Origin of the sequence: Lentzea kristufekii, from assembly GCF_033949925.1 — a bacterium.
Lineage (GTDB): Bacteria > Actinomycetota > Actinomycetes > Mycobacteriales > Pseudonocardiaceae > Lentzea > Lentzea kristufekii.
This window is the reverse complement of the sequence record NZ_JAXAVV010000020.1, coordinates 103,028-119,538: the sequence shown is the minus strand read 5'-3', so window position 1 is coordinate 119,538 and position 16,511 is coordinate 103,028. Positions and strand designations below refer to the sequence as shown.

Here is a 16,511-nt window from a genome sequence, read left to right as displayed (position 1 = left end):
AGGCCGGTCATCGCGCTCTCGTGCCACGTCAGGTCCTGCTGGACCCCGGGCTGCTCCATGCAGGTGATCAGTACTCCTTCGGGGCTCGCGCCGGGTCGGCCGGACCGACTCACCGTTGTGCATTTGCCCTGGTAGTCACCCATTCGCGACCCTGCCCACGCGCTTCGGCGCAGCTAGGCTGCCCCGTGGATCCTGAATAACTGATTCGTCAGTCAAGCTAGGAGAGCGCGATGGGGCGGACCGTCCGCGACGGGCTGCGGCTCACGGCCGAGCAGGAGCAGTTCGTCGAACTGGCGAGGGAGTTCGCAGCCAGGGAGATCCGGCCGCGGGGGCGCGCCGTCGACGAGGCGGACACCGAGTCGCCGCTCGACGTGTGGGAGAAGGCGTCCGCGCTCGGGCTGACCTCGTTCATGCTCCCCGAGAAGATCGGCGGCGGTGGTGTCACCGACCTGCTGACCCAGGTGCTGGTCCAGCAGGAGCTGTGCCACGGCGACATCGGCATCGGCAACCTGGTCACCTCCAACGGCTTCTTCGGTGCGCCGATCGAGCACCTCGGCACGCCCGAGCAGCAGGACCGGTTCCTCAGCCCGCTGGCGGCCGCGTGCCCGCCGCTCACCGCCGTCGCCGTGACCGAGCCCGGCAGCGGATCGGACGCGGCGGGCATCCGGACGTCGGCGCGGCGCGAGGGTGACGAGTACGTCCTCAACGGACAGAAGACCTGGATCTCGAACGCCCCGTACGCCGAGATGTTCGTGATCTTCGCGACGGTGGACCCGTCGCTGAGGTCCCGCGGTGTCACGGCATTCGTCGTGCCGCGCTCCGCGGCGGGGCTGACGGTCGGGCCGCCGTTCCGGAAGATGGGGCAGCGCGCGATCGTCAACGCCGAGGTGTTCCTGGACGACGTGCGCGTGCCCGTGGAGGACCGGCTCGGCGACGAGGGGCAGGGCTTCGCCGGGCTGATGCGGACGTTCGACGCGTCGCGCATCCTCATCGGCGCCGCCACGACGGGGCTCGCCCGTGCCGCGCTGGACTTCGCCACCTCCTACGCGGCGGAGCGCGTGCAGTTCGGGGTGCCGATCATCCGGCACCAGGCGGTGGCGTTCCGGCTCGCGGACATGGCCACGCGCGTCGACACCTCGCACCTGCTGACCGTGCGCGCGGCGACCTTGTACGACGCGGGGCACGCGGTGGGTCAGGAGTCGGCGATGGCCAAGCTCGTCGGCTCCGAGAACGCCATGTGGTGCACGCACGCGGCCGTGCAGACGTTGGGGGGCAACGGGTACTCCCGTGACTACCCCGTCGAGCGCTGGATGCGCGACGCGAAGCTCGAGGAGATCGAAGAGGGCACCTCGGACATCCAGCGCCTGATCATCTCCCGCGGCCTCGGTGCGAGATGATCTTCTCCGATCCCGCGTCCGTCGCCGTCGTCGGCGCCAGCGACGACCCCGCCAAGTGGGGCCACTGGCTCGCGCGCGGCGCCCTCGTCGGTCATGATCGCCGCGCCGTGCACCTGGTGAACCGGGGCGGTGGCGCCGTTCTGGGGCAGCCCACCGTGCGCTCGCTCTCCGAACTCGCCGAGGCCCCCGAACTGGTCGTGCTCGCCGTGCCCGCGGCGCACGTGCCCGCCGTGGTGGACGAGGCGCTGGCCGCCGGCGTGCGCGGTTTCGTCGGCATCACCTCGGGAATCGACGATCGCGTCATCCGCCGGATCCGTGACGCGGGCGCGCGGCTGCTCGGGCCGAACTGCCTGGGCGTGTTCGACGCGGCGACGTCGCTGCACCTCGCCTGGGGCCGGTTCCAGGCGGGCTCGCTGGGCGTGGTGTCGCAGAGCGGGCAGGTCGGGCTGGAGATCGCCGGGCTCGCGGCGTCCTCGGGCACGGGGGTCTCGCGGTTCGTCTCGGTGGGCAACCAGGCGGACGTGACGGCCACGGAAGCGTTGCTGGACCTGGTGTCCCACGACCTGACCACCGTGGTGGGGGTCTACCTGGAGAGCTTCGGCCCCGGGACCGTGGCGGCCATGTCGGAACTGCGCGCGGCCGGCAAGCCCGTGGTGCTGCTGACCGTCGGGTCCTCGGTCGCCGCCCGCGAAGCCGCCCGCACGCACACTGGTGCCCTGACGTCGTCGTCGGACGTGGTGGACGCGGCCTGCCGCCGGGCGGGTGCGGTCCGCGTGACGACACCCGCGGCTCTGGTGGACCTGGCGGCGGTGCTGACGTCCGGGGTGCCGCGCGGGGGCAGGGTGGGGGTCGTCTCCGACTCGGGCGGGCAGGGCGCGATCGCCGCGGACCTCGCGGTGGCGGCCGGCCTGACGATGCCCGCGCTGTCCGTTGTGGACGGTCTGCCGGCGGGTGCGTCGACGCGCAACCCGATCGACCTCGCCGGAGCGGGGGAGCAGGACCTGGCGAACTACTTCCGGGCGGTCGAGGTGCTGGCGCGCGGGGGTGAGGTCGACGCGGTCGTGCTGTCGGGTTACTTCGGCAGCTACGGGTCGGACGCACCCTCGCTGGAGTCCGCGGAAGTGTCGGTGGCATCCCGGATCTGTGCCCTGGCAAAGGAAACCGGTGTCACCGTCGTCGTGCACAGCATGTGCGAGGACTCCGCCGCGGTACGTGCGCTGCGGACGGGCGGCATCCCAGTGCAGCACACGATCGAACGCACCGTCGCCGCGCTGGGCCACGCGAACCGGCTGGGCAGGACCTCGCTGGAGGTGGTGCCGCGCGCGGTGGCCGTCACCCCCTTCCGCCCCGGTTACCTCGCGGCCCGCGAACTGCTGAGCTTCGTGCAGTTCCCCAGGGCCCACGCCGTCACGACCGTCGCCGAGGTCACCGCGACCGCTTTGCGGGGTCCCTTCGCACTCAAGGCCGACTGGCTGCCCCACAAGAGTGAGCACGGTGGAGTGCGGATCAACCTCACCGACCCCGCGGCGGCGTTCGAGGAGATGCGGGCAGGACTCGGCCCCGGCACGTACGTCCTCGAGGAGATGGACACGCGCGAGCACGCCGTCGAACTGATCATCGGCGCGAAGCGCGACCACTCGTTCGGCCCGGTCGTTCTCGTCGGCGCGGGCGGCGTTCATGCGGAGCTGTTCAGGGACACCGCGGTCGAGCTCGCCCCGGTGACCCCTGCCACGGCACGGGACATGCTGGCCCGCCTGGTCTCCGCCCCGCTGCTGTCGGGCTGGCGTGGCGCCCCGGCACCCGACGTGGCGGCGTTGGCCGAGGTGATCGCCCAGATCTCCGAGACGCTCGCGGCCAGGCCGGACCTCGCCGAGATCGAGCTGAACCCCGTGCGCGTGGGTCCCGACGGCGTGCTGGCCGTCGACGCGCTGATCGTCCCTTCGGAGGAAGCGGTGAACGACACGGGCGGACAGCGCGTGGCCTGACCTCCCGGCTGGTCCGATTGCGGGATTGCGGGCCCCGATAGGTTCTCCTGCAGTGACGTGAGGAGGCCTCGATGCTGGTTGTGGTGGCGCTGCTGGCCTTCCTCGTGCCCCCGCCCGGCCCGGTGACGATCGACGTCGTCAGCGTGGGCGGCTCGGGGTGCCCGGCCGGCACGGCGAACGTCGCCATGTCGCTGGACAACGAGGCGTTCACGGTCACCTACAGCGACTTCCTGGTGCAGGGCAACGGGAGCGAGGCCAAGCGGAGCTGCACGATCGCCCTGCGGATCAACCACGCGGCCGGGTACACGTTCGGCATCGCGGCCACGGACTACCGGGGGTTCGCGCACCTGACCGACAAGGCGCGCGGTGTGGTGCGCAACGACTACTGGTTCCCCGGTTTTCCCACGCGGCACAGCAGTCGCACGTATCAGGCGCCGATGAGTGACAACTGGCAGGTGACCGACACGCCCAGTGGCGTGGCGCACGGGCCGTGCAAGGATCGCAAGCCGTTGACCGTGGAGACCGAGCTGAAGCTCACCGGCAAGGGGGCCGGCAGCTTCATGACCATGGACTCGACCGACTCGAGTGTGAGCACGACGTTCCGGCTCTCGTGGAAGAAGTGCGCGGAATAACCAGCGCGCTGTTGACGTTCTCTGCTACAGTCCGTTCGTACCCGGCGGTGCGCAGGTAAGCGCACGTAAGTTCCGACCAGCTGCTGGACGATCACAACGCCGCAGCCGACACCCCGGCTTCTCACGCCGGTGGACCCAACATCAGATGCAGTCGGATCAACGGCATCTGCAGCGCTCTCCTCCCGTCGCACCTCGTGCGCGGAGTCGACGAAGCGCGCTTCGAACAACCCTCCTGAAAGGACAGACCCGATGCACATCGGTGTACTCGACGTACGTAACAACAAGGCGTTTCTCGTGGACGGACCGCAGGTTCCGCAGAGTCTCGTCAGGCAGTACGACCTGCGCCGCGGCGACCAGATCAGCGGCGAAGCGGAGAACGACAAGCTCGTCAGCGTCGACACGGTCAACGGACGTGCGCCGCACAAGCGGCCCCGGTTCGAGGACCTGACGCCTCTTTACCCCAACGAGCGGCTGCGGCTGGAGCACGATCCGAACGAGCTCACCAGCCGGGCGATCGACCTGGTCATGCCGGTCGGCAAGGGGCAGCGGGCGCTGATCGTCGCGCCGCCCAAGGCCGGTAAGACCATTGTGCTGCAACAGATCGCGGCCGCGATCGCCAAGAACCACCCCGAGGCCCACCTCATCGTCGCGCTCGTCGGCGAACGGCCGGAGGAGGTGACCGACATGCGCACCACGATTCCGGGCGAGATGTTCACCTCGACCTTCGACGAGCACCCTGGCGAGCACATCCGGGTCGCCGAGCTCGCGGTCGAGCGGGCCAAGCGGCTCGTGGAGGACGGTCAGGACGTGGTGATCCTGCTCGACTCGCTGACGCGGCTGGGGCGTGCCTACAACCTCGCGCAGCCCAACGGCGGGCGCATTCTCAGCGGCGGGATCGACGCTCGTGCGCTGACGCCGCCGAAGCAGTTCCTCGGTGCGGCACGGAACATCGAGAGCGGCGGCAGTCTCACGATCTTCGCCACCGCGCTCGTCGAGACCGGGTCGCTCGCGGACACGGCCATCTTCGAGGAGCTCAAGAGCACCGGCAACGCCGAGCTGAAGCTCGACCGCAAGGCGGCGCAGCGGCGGATCTACCCCGCGATCGACCTCCAGCAGTCGAGCACGCGCAAGGCGGAACTGCTGGTGTCACAGCAGGAACTCACCATCACGGACGCGTTGCGCCGGGCCATGGCGGACCGGGACATCGACGTGATCGTCGACGGGCTGCGCAAGACGCAGAGCAACGCGGAGTTCCTCATGCAGATGTCCAGGTGACGCTGCAGGTGGTTGACTGGCGGCGATGAGCTTCCTCCAGATCACGTGGACCGATCCGGCAACCCGAGCGCGCGGCTACCTGGTCATCGACCGGCTGGTGCGCGGGGTCAGCAGCGGGGGTCTGCGGATGCGCGCGGGCTGCACGCTCGACGAGGTCCGCGGGCTGGCGGAGGGGATGACCGCCAAGGAAGCCCTCAACTACGACCCCGACGCGCGTTACGTCCCGCTGGGCGGCGCGAAGGGCGGTATCGACTTCGACCCCTACGACCCGCGGGCGAAGGACGTTCTCACGGCCTACCTGTACGCCATGTCCCCCTACATCGAACGCTTCTGGACGATGGGTGAGGACCTGGGGCTGCGGCAGTCCACCATCGACGAGGCCATCGAGAAGATCGGCCTCCAGTCGTCCATCCAGGCCGTCTACCCGCTGCTCGACGACGAACGCAAGGCCAGGCAACGCCTCGCGGACGCCTTCGAGGTCACCGTCGACGGTGTCAGTCTGGACGAACTGGTCGGCGGCTACGGCGTCGCCGAGGCCGCGCTCGCCGGTGTGGAGCATCTCCACCTGCACAACCCCACCGCGTTCGTGCAGGGCTTCGGCTCGATGGGCGGCGCCACCGCGCGCTACCTCGCCCAGGCCGGCGTCAAGGTCGTCGGTCTCGCGGACGTCCACGGTGTCGTGGCCAACCCTGCCGGGCTTGACGTGGAAACCCTTCTGCTGTCCCGGGACGCGCACGGAGCCATCGACCGGACGAGACTGCGTGCCGAAGACCGCGAACTCGACGGCGCACGGTGGCTCGACGTCGAGGCGGACGTCCTGGTCCCCGCCGCCACGAGCTACGCGATCGACGAGCACAACGCGAACAGGGTCAACGCCAGGCTGATCGTCGAAGCGGCGAACATGCCCGTGACGCCCGAGGCGGAGGCGATGACCGACGCGTTGATCATCCCGGACGTCGTCGCGAACTCCGCCACGAACTCCTGGTGGTGGTGGACCCTGTTCGGCGACATCGACGCCACGGCCGAATCGGCGTTCGAGAAGATCGGCACGACCATGCGCCGGCTCGTCGCGAAGATCCTCGACGACCCCGAGTCACCACGCGCGGCAGCGCGACGACTCGCGGCCACCGCGCTGGACGAGATCGAGCAGCGGTTCCGGTCGTAGACTCGGCACATGCCAGGCCTGGAGCACACCATCACGATCGCGGCCCCGCCCGAACGCGTCTGGGCGGTGCTCGTCGACGTCGAGCGCTGGCCCGAACGCATCCCGACGGTCGACTCCGTGGAACGTCTCGACGAAGGCCCGTTCACCGTCGGCTCCAGCGCCCGCCTCCGGCAACCGAAGCTGCCCGAGGCCGTGTGGACGGTGACCGAACTGACCGACGGCACCTCGTACACCTGGGAGTCGAAGTCCCCCGGCGTCCTCGGCGTCGCCTCGCACGTCGTCGAGCCGCATCCCGAAGGCACCCGGCTCACCCTCGCGGTGACCGTGTCCGGCCCGCTCGCGGGGGTCGGCTGGCTGATGACGAAGGCGCGGGCCAAGCGGTACGTCGAGACCGAGGCCGCCTCGATCAAGAAGGTCGCGGAGCAGGGCGAGAACTAAGCATAAGCAGGTTGCCGGAAGCTGTGTCCGTTACTCGCCCGGCGGACATGCGTCCGGCTCCCTGGCGTCTGCAAGTACCACCAACTCAACATCAACAGGCACTTCGCTACCACCAACAGGCCTGTTCTGGCCTGAGGGAGGTACAACGGTCCGGCGGGTTGGGGGTGGTTGACGGCGATTCGATCATGAGTTGGTGGTACTTGCAGGCGCACTCGGCGCCACCGAGCCCAGATGTTCCGGACAACACCTCTGGTCAGGTGCTTAGAGCGGGCCGAGCAGCCAGCCTCCCGGCCCGTCCTCGTCCTCCGAGAAGTAGAACGCCCGCCAAGCGGCGAGCAGGTCCTCGGTCCCGATCAGCCCGTCACCGTCGTGGTCGAGCCGCGCGTGCACGGCCCGTGCGTCGGCCTCGGACACGTGCATCAACGCCGTGGACCACCGCACGTGCTCGTCCACGCCGAGCCGGCCGTCGCCGTCGTGGTCGGCGACGGCCAGCAGCGCGTCGAGGTACGGCACGTAGACGTCGTCGAACGCCTCGGGACGTCCCAGCAGGCCGAGCACGAACGCCGTCCGGTACTCGGCCAGGCTGATCCGGTCGTCGTCGTTCGTGTCCGTCACGGCGACCAGGTGGTCCCACACGCCCAGCAGCTGCTCGTGCAGCCGCTTCGCGCGCACGTCGTCGTCGGTCAGGCCGAACGCCGAGGTCAGCCGGGTGCTCGCCAGGTCGAAGTCCTTGCGCTCGACGTACCCGTCCCGGTCGCTGTCGTAGGTCTCGAACCTGCGGGTGAGCCTGCGGTCCAGGAACGGCGTGATCTTCATGCCCCTTGTGTACCCCGTCAGCGCTTCTTCTTGCGTGCCGGGGCGCCCACGTAGTCCGCGAGGTGTTCGCCGGTCAGCGTCGAGCGGCCGGCTACCAGGTCGGCCGGGGTGCCCTCGAAGACCACCTTGCCGCCGTCGTGGCCGGCGCCGGGGCCCAGGTCGATGATCCAGTCGGCGTGCGCCATCACGGCCTGGTGGTGCTCGATCACGATCACCGACTTGCCCGACTCGACGAGGCGGTCCAGGAGCGCCAGGAGCTGTTGGACGTCGGCCAGGTGCAGGCCGGTCGTCGGCTCGTCCAGGACGTAGACGCCGCCCTTGTCCGCCATGTGCGTGGCGAGCTTCAGGCGCTGCCGCTCGCCGCCGGACAGGGTCGTGAGCGGCTGGCCCAGCGACAGGTAGCCGAGGCCGACGTCGTTGAGCCGCTCCAGGATCGCGTGCGCGGCGGGCGTGCGGGCCTCACCGGAGCCGAAGAACTCGACGGCCTCGGCGACGGGCATCGCGAGCACCTCGGAGATGTCGCGGCCGCCGAACTTGAACTCCAGCACGGCCTGGTCGAACCGCTTGCCCTCGCAGACGTCGCAGGGGGACTCGATCGTCGCCATGATGCCGAGGTCGGTGAACACCACGCCGGCGCCGTTGCAGTTCGGGCACGCGCCCTCGGAGTTCGCGCTGAACAACGCGGGCTTCACGCCGTTGGCCTTGGCGAACGCCTTGCGGATCGGCTCCAGCAGGCCGGTGTAGGTCGCGGGGTTGGACCGGCGCGAACCCTTGATGGGCGTCTGGTCGACCACGATCGCCCCGGCGTCGCGCGGCAGCGACCGGTGGATCAGCGACGACTTGCCCGAGCCCGCCACACCCGTGACCACGGTCAGCACCCCGAGCGGGATGTCGACGTCGACGTCGCGCAGGTTGTTCGCGGACGCCCCGCGGATCTCCAGGACGCCGGTCCTCTCCCGCACCGACGGCTTCAGCGACGCGCGGTCGTCGAGGTGGCGGCCGGTCACGGTGTCGCTCTTGCGCAACCCCTCCAGCGTTCCCTCGAAGCAGATCGTGCCGCCGCCCCGCCCGGCGCCGGGACCGAGGTCGACGACGTGGTCGGCGATCGCGATCGTCTCGGGCTTGTGCTCCACGACGAGGACGGTGTTGCCCTTGTCCCGCAGGCGGAGCAACAGGTTGTTCATCCGCTCGATGTCGTGCGGGTGCAGCCCGATCGTCGGCTCGTCGAACACGTACGTCACGTCGGTCAGCGCGGACCCGAGGTGCCGGATCATCTTGACGCGCTGCGCCTCACCACCGGACAGCGTGCCCGCCGGCCGGTTCAGCGACAGGTACCCGAGACCGATCTCCACGAACGAGTCCAGGGTGTGCGCGAGCTTGTCCACCAGCGGCGCGACGGACTTGTCCTTCACGCCGCGGATCCAGTCCGCCAGGTCCGTGATCTGCATGTCGCACAGGTCCGCGATCGACACGCCCTTGATCTTGGATGACCGCGCCGCCTCGGTCAGGCGGGTACCGGAGCACTCGGGGCAGGTGCCGAACGTCGCCGCGCGGTCCACGAACGCGCGGATGTGCGGCTGCAGCGCCTCGCGGTCCTTGGACAGCATGGACTTCTGCAGCTTCGGGATCAGGCCCTCGTAGGTCAGGTTGATGCCGTTGACCTTGATCTTGACCGGGTCCCGGTACAGGAAGTCGTGCAGTTCCTTCTTGGTGTACTTGCGGATCGGCTTGGCCGGGTCGATGAAACCGGACTGCGTGAACGTCTGCACGGTCCACTGGTTGTCGACGTTGTAGCCGGGCACCTTGATCGCGCCTTCGAGGATCGACTTCGACTCGTCGTAGACCTCGGTCAGGTCGATGTCGGAGACCTGCCCGCGGCCCTCGCACCGAGGGCACATGCCGCCGGTGATGGAGAACTCGCGGCGCTCCTTGACCTTCTGGCCGCCCTTCTCGATCGTCACGGCGCCCGCGCCGGAGATCGAGGCGACGTTGAACGAGAACGCCTGCGGGCCGCCGACGTGCGGCGCGCCGAGGCGGCTGAACAGGATGCGCAGCATCGCGTGCACGTCGGTCGCGGTGCCGACGGTCGAGCGCGGGTCGGCGCCCATCCGCTGCTGGTCGACCAGGATCGCCGTGGTGATGCCCTCCAGCAGGTACACCTCGGGACGCGGCAGCGTCGGCATGAACCCCTGGATGAACGCGCTGTAGGTCTCGTTGATCAGCCGCTGCGACTCCGCGGCGATGGTGCCGAACACCAGCGAGCTCTTGCCGGACCCGGAGACACCGGTGAAGACCGTCAGCCGGCGCTTCGGGATCTCCACGTCGACGTCGCGCAGGTTGTTGACCCGCGCGCCCTGCACGCGGATCAGGTCGTGGGTGTCGGCATCGTGCGCCGCCGGTGCTGTCCTGGTCATGGCGCAAAACTAGCTCGCGCCACTCGGCTCTGCCTTCTTGATTCCTGATCGGTTGTCAACGAATCCGGTAGTGGTACGTGCACACCTCGCGGAACCCCGTCCGTTCGTACAGCCGGAACGCGGTGGTGTTCGCCTTCTCCATCTGCAGGTACATGTGGTTCGCCTCGTGCGCGGCCGCCCACGAGGCCAGCGCGGCGAGCACGGACCGTGCGGCGCCCTGACCTCGTGCGTGGGGAAGTGTCGCCATGCCGAACACCCCGGCCCAGCCCTCCTCGGTCACCGCACGCCCCACGGCCACCACCTGGCCGTCCACCTCGGCGGACGCGTAAGCGGACGGATGCTCCACGCGGCTGAGCAGGTCGCGTTCGGCGCTGACGTCCCGCGTGGTCACCGCCTGCCACGCCGCGAGCCACTCGTCGGTCGGCCGCGCCGTCACCTCGCCCGCGTCCGAGTGGGACTGGCGCAGCACCTCGGAGGTCGACGCGATCTGCAGGGACATGTCGTGGCCTCGCGCGTAGCCCCTGGCGTCCAGCATCCGGTCGAGATCGTCCGCGCACACGCCCGGCGTGATCTGGAACCGCGCCCCGGACCCGCGTTCGGTGCAGAACTCCTCGGCCCGCGCCACCCGGTTCTCGCGGTCGTGCGGCAGCACCGCGCTCACCCACCAGGCGTCGCCGGGGGAGTGCCGCAGCCACCAGCCGCCCGCCTCTTCGACGTGCGCGGCGGGCTGGGCGCGCGCCGCGCACTCCTGCAGCGTCTTCAGCAGCACGTCAGTCCAACGACCCCAGCAGCCAGTTGCCCGCCTCGGCGGGATCCTCCGAGAAGTAGAACTCGCGGATGGCCGCCAGCAAGGCCTCTGTGGACAGCAGTCCGTCCTCGTCGGACAGCAGGTCGTGGATCCCACGCGCGTCGCGCTCCGAGAGGTGCAGCAACGCGCCGGTCCACTTCACGTGCTCTTCGAGAGTCAGTTTGCCGTCGTCGTCCTCGTCCGCGATCGACATCAGCGCGTCCAGGAACGGCACATAACCCTCGTCGAACGACTCCGGCGTCTCCAGCAGCCCGTTCGCGAACGCGTTCTTGTACTCGTCGACGCTGATGCGCCCATCGCGGTCCCGGTCGGCGACCGACGACAGGTGCTCCCACAGCCCGATCAGCATGTCGTGGAACCGCACGGCCTTCGGATCGTCCACGGCCAGCCCGAACGCCTTCGTGGTGCGTTCGCCCGCCTGTGTGAAGTCCTCCCGCTCGATGAACCCGTCGCCGTCGGTGTCGTAGGTGCGGAACCGGCGGGCGAGCTTGCGGTCGAGGAAGGCGGTGATTTCCACAGGACCCTTCTACCGCATCCGGCTCTGAAGCGACACGCCCGCGTTCACACCCACGAACGGGAACCGGTCCGAACCTCAGCGACGTCCCAGCCCGGACAGCGCGCTCGCGACGACCACCATGCCGATCATCCCGATCACCGCCGCCACGCCGCCGACCGCGGGTTTCGACACCTGCTGGACGTGCGCGACCGGCCGCGGCGGAGCTGGTTCGTCACGTGTCGGCGCTGGTGGTTCGGGAGCGGGCGGGAGCGGGGCGTCGACCGACTCGATCCGGACGACCGCGCTCTCGCTGATCGCGCCGCCGGCGCCCGCGCCGGACACCGTCAGCCGGGAGTTCATCGGGGCGGTGACCTGGCAGGTGTAGGTGACGCGGGAGCGGGGTGCCAGCACCGGGAACGTCCGGCGGCACGCGGCGGGCTCGCCGTTCACCTGGACGTCGGCGATCGGCAGGGCGGACGGGTTGCCGACCGTGACCGTGACGGTGACGACCTCGCCGTCCCGCGCGCGGTCCTTCGACCAGGTCGCGCCGATGGTCAGTCGCGGGTAGACGACCTCGACCCGCACGGACGCCGACGCCTCGACCTTGCCGCCGATCCTGTCGGCGGCCGAGACGGTCGCGGTCAGCGCGCCGCTCGCGTCGCCCGCCGGGGACGTGCAGGTGACCGCGGAGGCGGCACCGGGGTCGAGCTGACCCTGCATCGGGTCACACCCGGCGGCCGCGCGAGCGGTGAGCCCGTAGAGCGGGGTGTCGCCGGTGTTGGTGACCGTCGTCGTGAACTTCACGGCCTGGCCCGGGAGCGCCGTCATCGGTTCGGACGTGGTGGTCGCGCGCAACGCCGGGTGCAGCACGTCCACGGTCGACGAGTGCTGCGCCGTGAGCGGATCGCCCGCGAGACTGGTGCCGCTCACCGCGACCGTCGTGGGGTAGTCGTCGTCGGCGGCCGTGGACGAGCACGTTTGCGTTGCCGTGGCGTGTGGGGCGATCGTGCCGACCTGCTGACCGCACACGGTCACGCTGGTGGCGGGCGCGTCACCGGCGTTGGTGACCGTCGCGGTCTGCGTGACGGTGCCCTTCGGGTGCGCGGCGGGCCTGCCGGGGTCGACGGTGAGGGTGAGCTCGGGGAGCGGGAACGACCACGCGATGCTCTGGACGAGGAACGCGTCCTCCGCCCTCTTGAACGCCAGCTCGGCGCTCTTCGTGCCGGGCTTGAGGACGTTCGCGTCGACGGTGACCGTGCGCGCGTCGACGCTCATGTTGTTGGGATACGCGGCGCCCTGCGCGGACGACACGAACGCGTTGCGCCCGCCGACCGCCGCACCGTTGATCAGCATCTGGTCGTCGTCCGTGGCCCAGTCGCCCTCGTACGCGGTCATGCCCACCCGGACGACACCGCCGGTGGGGTGCGTCGGCGCGATCGGGGTGTGCAGCACCGGCTTCCTCGTGGGGAGCCGGACGTGGCCGCCGTGCACTGTGACGTGCCGTTTCGCGGGCGCTGCCGCGGTGGCGTTCGGGAACTTCCACACGACCGTCAGAGACCAGCCGCCGAAGCAGTCGAACCCCTGCGGCGCCCAGACGTTGCCGACCGTCACGGTGCCGCTGGTCAATGCGCGCGTGACGTCGGCTTCGGCGCTGTAGAAGGCGTTGTCGGTGTGGGAGAGGTCGTCCGGGCCGTCGAGGACGAACCGGCCGGGGCTGACGCGGGTGCCGTTGAAGATGACGGGGTCGCGTGGCGTGCCGGGTGGGCTCACGCCGTCGCGGCAGGTGGCGCTGCCCGCCCAGCCGAGCTTGGCGTAGGCGACCGTCGCCCCGGTGGGGATGCTGAGCTGGGCACTGGACGAGGTGAACGTCGCCGGGTCGTCGTCGACGTCGGTCCACGACATGCGGTGGCTGTTGTTCAGCGCGGACGGCCCGTGCCCCTTGCGGTGCAACGCGTCCACACAGGACCACGGAGGATACTTGGGGTCCGGTCCCGCCTGCTCCGGCGTCGGGCAGGTCAGGACGGAGTTGCCGACGACCGTGACGTCTCCGTACACCGCCTCGGTGAACTGGGTGCGCCACACCTCGGCCGCGGCGACCGGTGGGCCCGGGGTGAGCAGAGGAACCAGCAGCACGACGGCGATGAGGATCGGTACACGCATGCCAGGCCTTCCGGTCGGGTCGGCCACAGGTTGGCACGGTTGGACGGCGTTGTCACCGCGCGTTGATCACCGCGTCCTCACTCTCCGTTGAGGACTGTCGTCATCGGTTCTCCTGTTCGTGTCCAAGGCTTCCGAGTCGGCGGTGCGAAGTGGACGTGCTGTGGTGCTTGATCAACCGCCGTTGCTCTTGTCGGGCGGGGAAGAGTGCCGGGAAGCGTGGTGTTAGTGGTCAAACGGTGTCCGCTGTGGGGAGATTGGAACCATGTGGACCGCGCTAGTCATCACTCTCGCGTCGGTGGTCGTCACGGTGATCGCCTGCATCCTGTTCGGGCGTTCCCGTGCCCACGAGCAGGCCGACGACAGGGACGCGGACTCGCGCGGTTTCCTCGGCGCGGTGATCAGCGGCCTGTTCATCGTCGCGCTGGCGTTCTACGTGGTGATCGTCTGGGAGGAGAGCGGCGCCGCCGAGGACAACGCCGCCCGCGAGGCCGCGGCGGTGGCCGACGTCTACTGGCAGACCGCCGTCATGCCGCAGCCGCAGCGCGACCACATCCGCTCGCTGCTCACCGAGTACCCGAAACTGGTGGCGGACAAGGAATGGCCCAAGCTGGCGGTGGGGGAGCCCGACGACACGACGACCGAGTCGCTGAACTCGCTGCACACCGAGATCCTGTCGCTGCCCGCGTCACCGGACGAGGTGAAGAGCGCGCGCGAGCGGTCGCTGGAGCGGATGCGGGAGATCACCGACCTGAGGCGCGACCGGCTGGATTCGGCCGGTGGGCTGGACAACACCGGCAGGGTCATGCTGATCGGGACGATCGCGGGTGCCGTCGCCATGATCCTCTTCCCGGTGCTGATCGGATTCACCGCGCGCAAGCGCCACATCCTGCAGATGAGCCTGACCTCGGCCGTGCTGGCGTTCGTATGCGTGCTGTGCGCGGGGATGACCCAGCCGTTCGACGGGTGGTTCCGGGTGCACCCGGAGGCGTTCACGAGCCTCACGGAGGAGTTGGCCGGCATACCGGTGGAGGAGAACCGGTGAAATTCGTAGAACCCTTCTACGCCTGCTTCTTTCGAGTCAATTCGGATCCGAAATGATGTAGGAGGAGGGACCGGCGGGACTAATTTCTCGGCCATGCCAAAAAGAGTGTCCACTGTGCTGGGTCGCGAGTTCGGCGACAACCTGCGCGCCATGATCGCCCGCACCGGCCTGAAGGAAGCCGAGCTGGCGCGACGGCTCGGCTGGGAGCACGCCAAGTTGTCGGACCTGGTCAACGGCAAAGGCGGCACCTCGCTGGAGGAGTTCACCTACCTGCTGGGTGTGTGCGGGGTGAAGCCGGACGAGTTCCAATACCTCAAGGGACTCTTCCTGGAGTCGAGGGAGAAGGGCTGGCTGCAGCTTTACGAGTCGGTGCTGCCGCCTCACGTTCGGACGCTGATCCAGCACGAGCGGCTCGCCAAGGAGATCGTGCATTGGAGCTCGCTCTACCTGCCAGGTCTGCTGCAGATCGAGCCGTATGCGCGCGCTGTCGCTGAGGACTCACCGTTCATCGAGGCTGAAGAGGTCCCGAGGTGGGTGGCCGCGCGGATGGAACGGCGAACTGTCGTGGCAGGGCACAGGAAGTTCATCTTCTACGTGTACGAGCCGGTCCTGTACTCGCAGGTCGGGGGCGCGGACGTGATGACGGAGCAGCTTCACGAGCTGTTGCGCATGTTGATCAGGCCGTACATCACCCTGCGGGTCCTGCCTGCGGGGCGCGCGTTGACCGGCGACTTCAGCTTTTTGAAGTTCGAGAAGTACGAGCCCGTTGTCTACCAGGGGAGTCTGAACTCGGCGCTCTTTCTCGATGACAGGGCATCAATCGGGCTCTACCAGGATGTGGTGAAGACGATGGACCGCGTTGCTCTCGGTAGGGAAGAATCGAGGGAGTTGATCACCAGCATCGCGTCCTGAGGAGGCTTGGATGACCGAGTGGCGGAAGAGCAGCTACAGCGCGACCGATTCCGACTGCGTCGAGATCGGGCACGGCGTCGGCATCCGGGACTCCAAGGCTCCCGCCGCCCACCTGCCGGTCGAACCGGCCACGTGGGAGGCGTTCCTGCGCCTGGTCACCGACCACACCGGCTGAGGCGTCTGAGATGATCCCCCGACAAGCCTGACCTGGGGGAAGCACATGTGGGGACGCAGGACCGCGCCGCAGCGGCTGGCCGAGTCGGCCGGGTTCGCCTGGAAGCACGTCGAGGACCAGAGCGAGCTGAACGTCGCCACGATGGCGGCGTACGTGGCCGCGAACCGGGCGGCGCCCGACGACGTGCTGCCGATGGTCGGCAGGGTCGCGGAGAAGCTGGCCGCCGAGGAAGCCAACCACGACCTCGTGGTGGCGCTGGTCGAGGACCTGCAGAACCTCGCCTCCCACGGCCTGGAACAGCTGCGCACGGCCGAGGAGATCAAGGCGGTCCTCGGGCCGCGCTGCCTCGTCGTGTGGGAGGCGGTGGACAGGTTCTGGACGGCGGTCGCCGAGTGGCGCCGGGGCACCGGCGAGCCGCTGCGGTCCACCGAGGACGTCCTGTCCGTCGAGAACGAGGGACTGCGCGCGAACCTGTGGACCTCGAACAGGAGCCTGGGCGACGGCACGCGCGTCGGCCTCAGCGAGGCGCTCCTGTTCGAGAAGGCCGGCGGCGCCGCGATCCCCGGCTACCGCGAGCTGATGGCCGCCGGTCAGTAGCCGCGGTCGGGCAGCATCACCCAGAGCACGAGGTAGACGACGAACTGCGGTCCGGGCAGAAGGCAGGACAGCAAGAACAGAAGGCGCACGGTGCCCGCCTTCATCCCCCAGCGCTGGGCGAGCCCCGCGCAGACACCCGCGATCATCCGGTTGGTCCTGGGCCTGCTCAAAGCAACTGTCGTGGTCATAGACCCAGGAT

At 69.4% G+C, this 16,511-nt stretch carries 15 protein-coding genes and 1 pseudogene; 10 read left to right on the top strand and 6 right to left on the bottom strand.

What is annotated here, in order from left to right; genetic code table 11:
* Window positions 1-230 precede the first annotated feature (230 nt).
* The 6 genes and pseudogenes from SK571_RS33605 to SK571_RS33580 all read left to right on the top strand — a co-directional run bounded on the left by SK571_RS33605 (window position 231) and on the right by SK571_RS33580 (window position 6,892).
* Complete coding sequence (locus SK571_RS33605; protein ID WP_319988128.1) at window positions 231-1,397, top strand: acyl-CoA dehydrogenase family protein; 1,167 nt, start codon at window positions 231-233, stop codon at window positions 1,395-1,397.
* Entirely contained in the window at window positions 1,394-3,382 is a 1,989-nt protein-coding gene (locus SK571_RS33600) for an acetate--CoA ligase family protein (RefSeq protein ID WP_319988127.1), read from the top strand. Before SK571_RS33605 ends, SK571_RS33600 begins: the two co-directional genes overlap by 4 nt.
* Window positions 3,383-3,453: 71 nt before the next feature.
* Window positions 3,454-4,014, top strand: coding sequence for a DUF4360 domain-containing protein (locus tag SK571_RS33595; RefSeq protein ID WP_319988126.1), 561 nt, complete (start codon window positions 3,454-3,456; stop codon window positions 4,012-4,014).
* Between the two features lie 258 nt (window positions 4,015-4,272).
* Window positions 4,273-5,289 (top strand): annotated as a pseudogene (rho, locus tag SK571_RS33590) (transcription termination factor Rho); the annotation flags it as partial.
* A gap of 25 nt (window positions 5,290-5,314) precedes the next feature.
* Window positions 5,315-6,454, top strand: a complete 1,140-nt coding sequence (locus SK571_RS33585) for a Glu/Leu/Phe/Val dehydrogenase dimerization domain-containing protein (RefSeq protein WP_319988125.1) — start codon at window positions 5,315-5,317, stop codon at window positions 6,452-6,454.
* A 9-nt stretch (window positions 6,455-6,463) separates the two neighbouring features.
* The gene (locus SK571_RS33580) at window positions 6,464-6,892 is read left to right on the top strand and encodes an SRPBCC family protein (RefSeq protein ID WP_319988124.1); all 429 of its coding nucleotides are present in this window, start codon (window positions 6,464-6,466) and stop codon (window positions 6,890-6,892) included.
* 261 nt (window positions 6,893-7,153) lie between these two features.
* On the opposite strand, the gene SK571_RS33575 is transcribed toward SK571_RS33580, so the two are convergent.
* The 5 genes from SK571_RS33575 to SK571_RS33555 all read right to left on the bottom strand — a co-directional run bounded on the left by SK571_RS33575 (window position 7,154) and on the right by SK571_RS33555 (window position 13,586).
* Window positions 7,154-7,708, bottom strand: a complete 555-nt coding sequence (locus tag SK571_RS33575; protein ID WP_319988123.1) for an EF-hand domain-containing protein — start codon at window positions 7,706-7,708, stop codon at window positions 7,154-7,156.
* 17 nt (window positions 7,709-7,725) lie between these two features.
* Complete coding sequence (locus SK571_RS33570; protein WP_319988122.1) at window positions 7,726-10,122, bottom strand: excinuclease ABC subunit UvrA; 2,397 nt, start codon at window positions 10,120-10,122, stop codon at window positions 7,726-7,728.
* A gap of 55 nt (window positions 10,123-10,177) precedes the next feature.
* Window positions 10,178-10,891: a GNAT family N-acetyltransferase gene (locus tag SK571_RS33565; RefSeq protein WP_319988121.1), complete on the bottom strand. Its 714-nt coding sequence runs from the start codon at window positions 10,889-10,891 to the stop codon at window positions 10,178-10,180.
* 1 nt (window position 10,892) lies between these two features.
* Window positions 10,893-11,447, bottom strand: a complete 555-nt coding sequence (locus SK571_RS33560; RefSeq protein ID WP_319988120.1) for an EF-hand domain-containing protein — start codon at window positions 11,445-11,447, stop codon at window positions 10,893-10,895.
* Between the two features lie 75 nt (window positions 11,448-11,522).
* Window positions 11,523-13,586, bottom strand: coding sequence for a hypothetical protein (locus SK571_RS33555; protein WP_319988119.1), 2,064 nt, complete (start codon window positions 13,584-13,586; stop codon window positions 11,523-11,525).
* A 262-nt stretch (window positions 13,587-13,848) separates the two neighbouring features.
* On the opposite strand from SK571_RS33555, the gene SK571_RS33550 reads away from it, so the two are divergent.
* The 4 genes from SK571_RS33550 (at window position 13,849) to SK571_RS33535 (ending at window position 16,312) form a co-directional block, all read left to right on the top strand.
* Window positions 13,849-14,628 carry a bestrophin-like domain gene (locus SK571_RS33550; RefSeq protein WP_319988118.1) on the top strand — a complete coding sequence of 260 codons (780 nt, stop codon included), beginning with the start codon at window positions 13,849-13,851 and terminating at the stop codon, window positions 14,626-14,628.
* Between the two features lie 93 nt (window positions 14,629-14,721).
* Entirely contained in the window at window positions 14,722-15,540 is an 819-nt protein-coding gene (locus SK571_RS33545; protein ID WP_319988117.1) for a helix-turn-helix domain-containing protein, read from the top strand.
* Window positions 15,541-15,550: 10 nt separating this feature from the next.
* On the top strand, window positions 15,551-15,715 hold the full coding sequence (locus SK571_RS33540; RefSeq protein WP_319988116.1) for a DUF397 domain-containing protein: 165 nt from the start codon (window positions 15,551-15,553) through the stop codon (window positions 15,713-15,715).
* Between the two features lie 45 nt (window positions 15,716-15,760).
* The gene (locus SK571_RS33535) at window positions 15,761-16,312 is read left to right on the top strand and encodes a hypothetical protein (protein ID WP_319988115.1); all 552 of its coding nucleotides are present in this window, start codon (window positions 15,761-15,763) and stop codon (window positions 16,310-16,312) included.
* Here SK571_RS33535 and SK571_RS33530 read toward each other — a convergent pair.
* Window positions 16,306-16,500 carry a PspC domain-containing protein gene (locus tag SK571_RS33530; protein ID WP_090064506.1) on the bottom strand — a complete coding sequence of 65 codons (195 nt, stop codon included), beginning with the start codon at window positions 16,498-16,500 and terminating at the stop codon, window positions 16,306-16,308. The two genes, SK571_RS33535 and SK571_RS33530, sit on opposite strands and share 7 nt — an antisense overlap.
* Window positions 16,501-16,511: the final 11 nt, after the last annotated feature.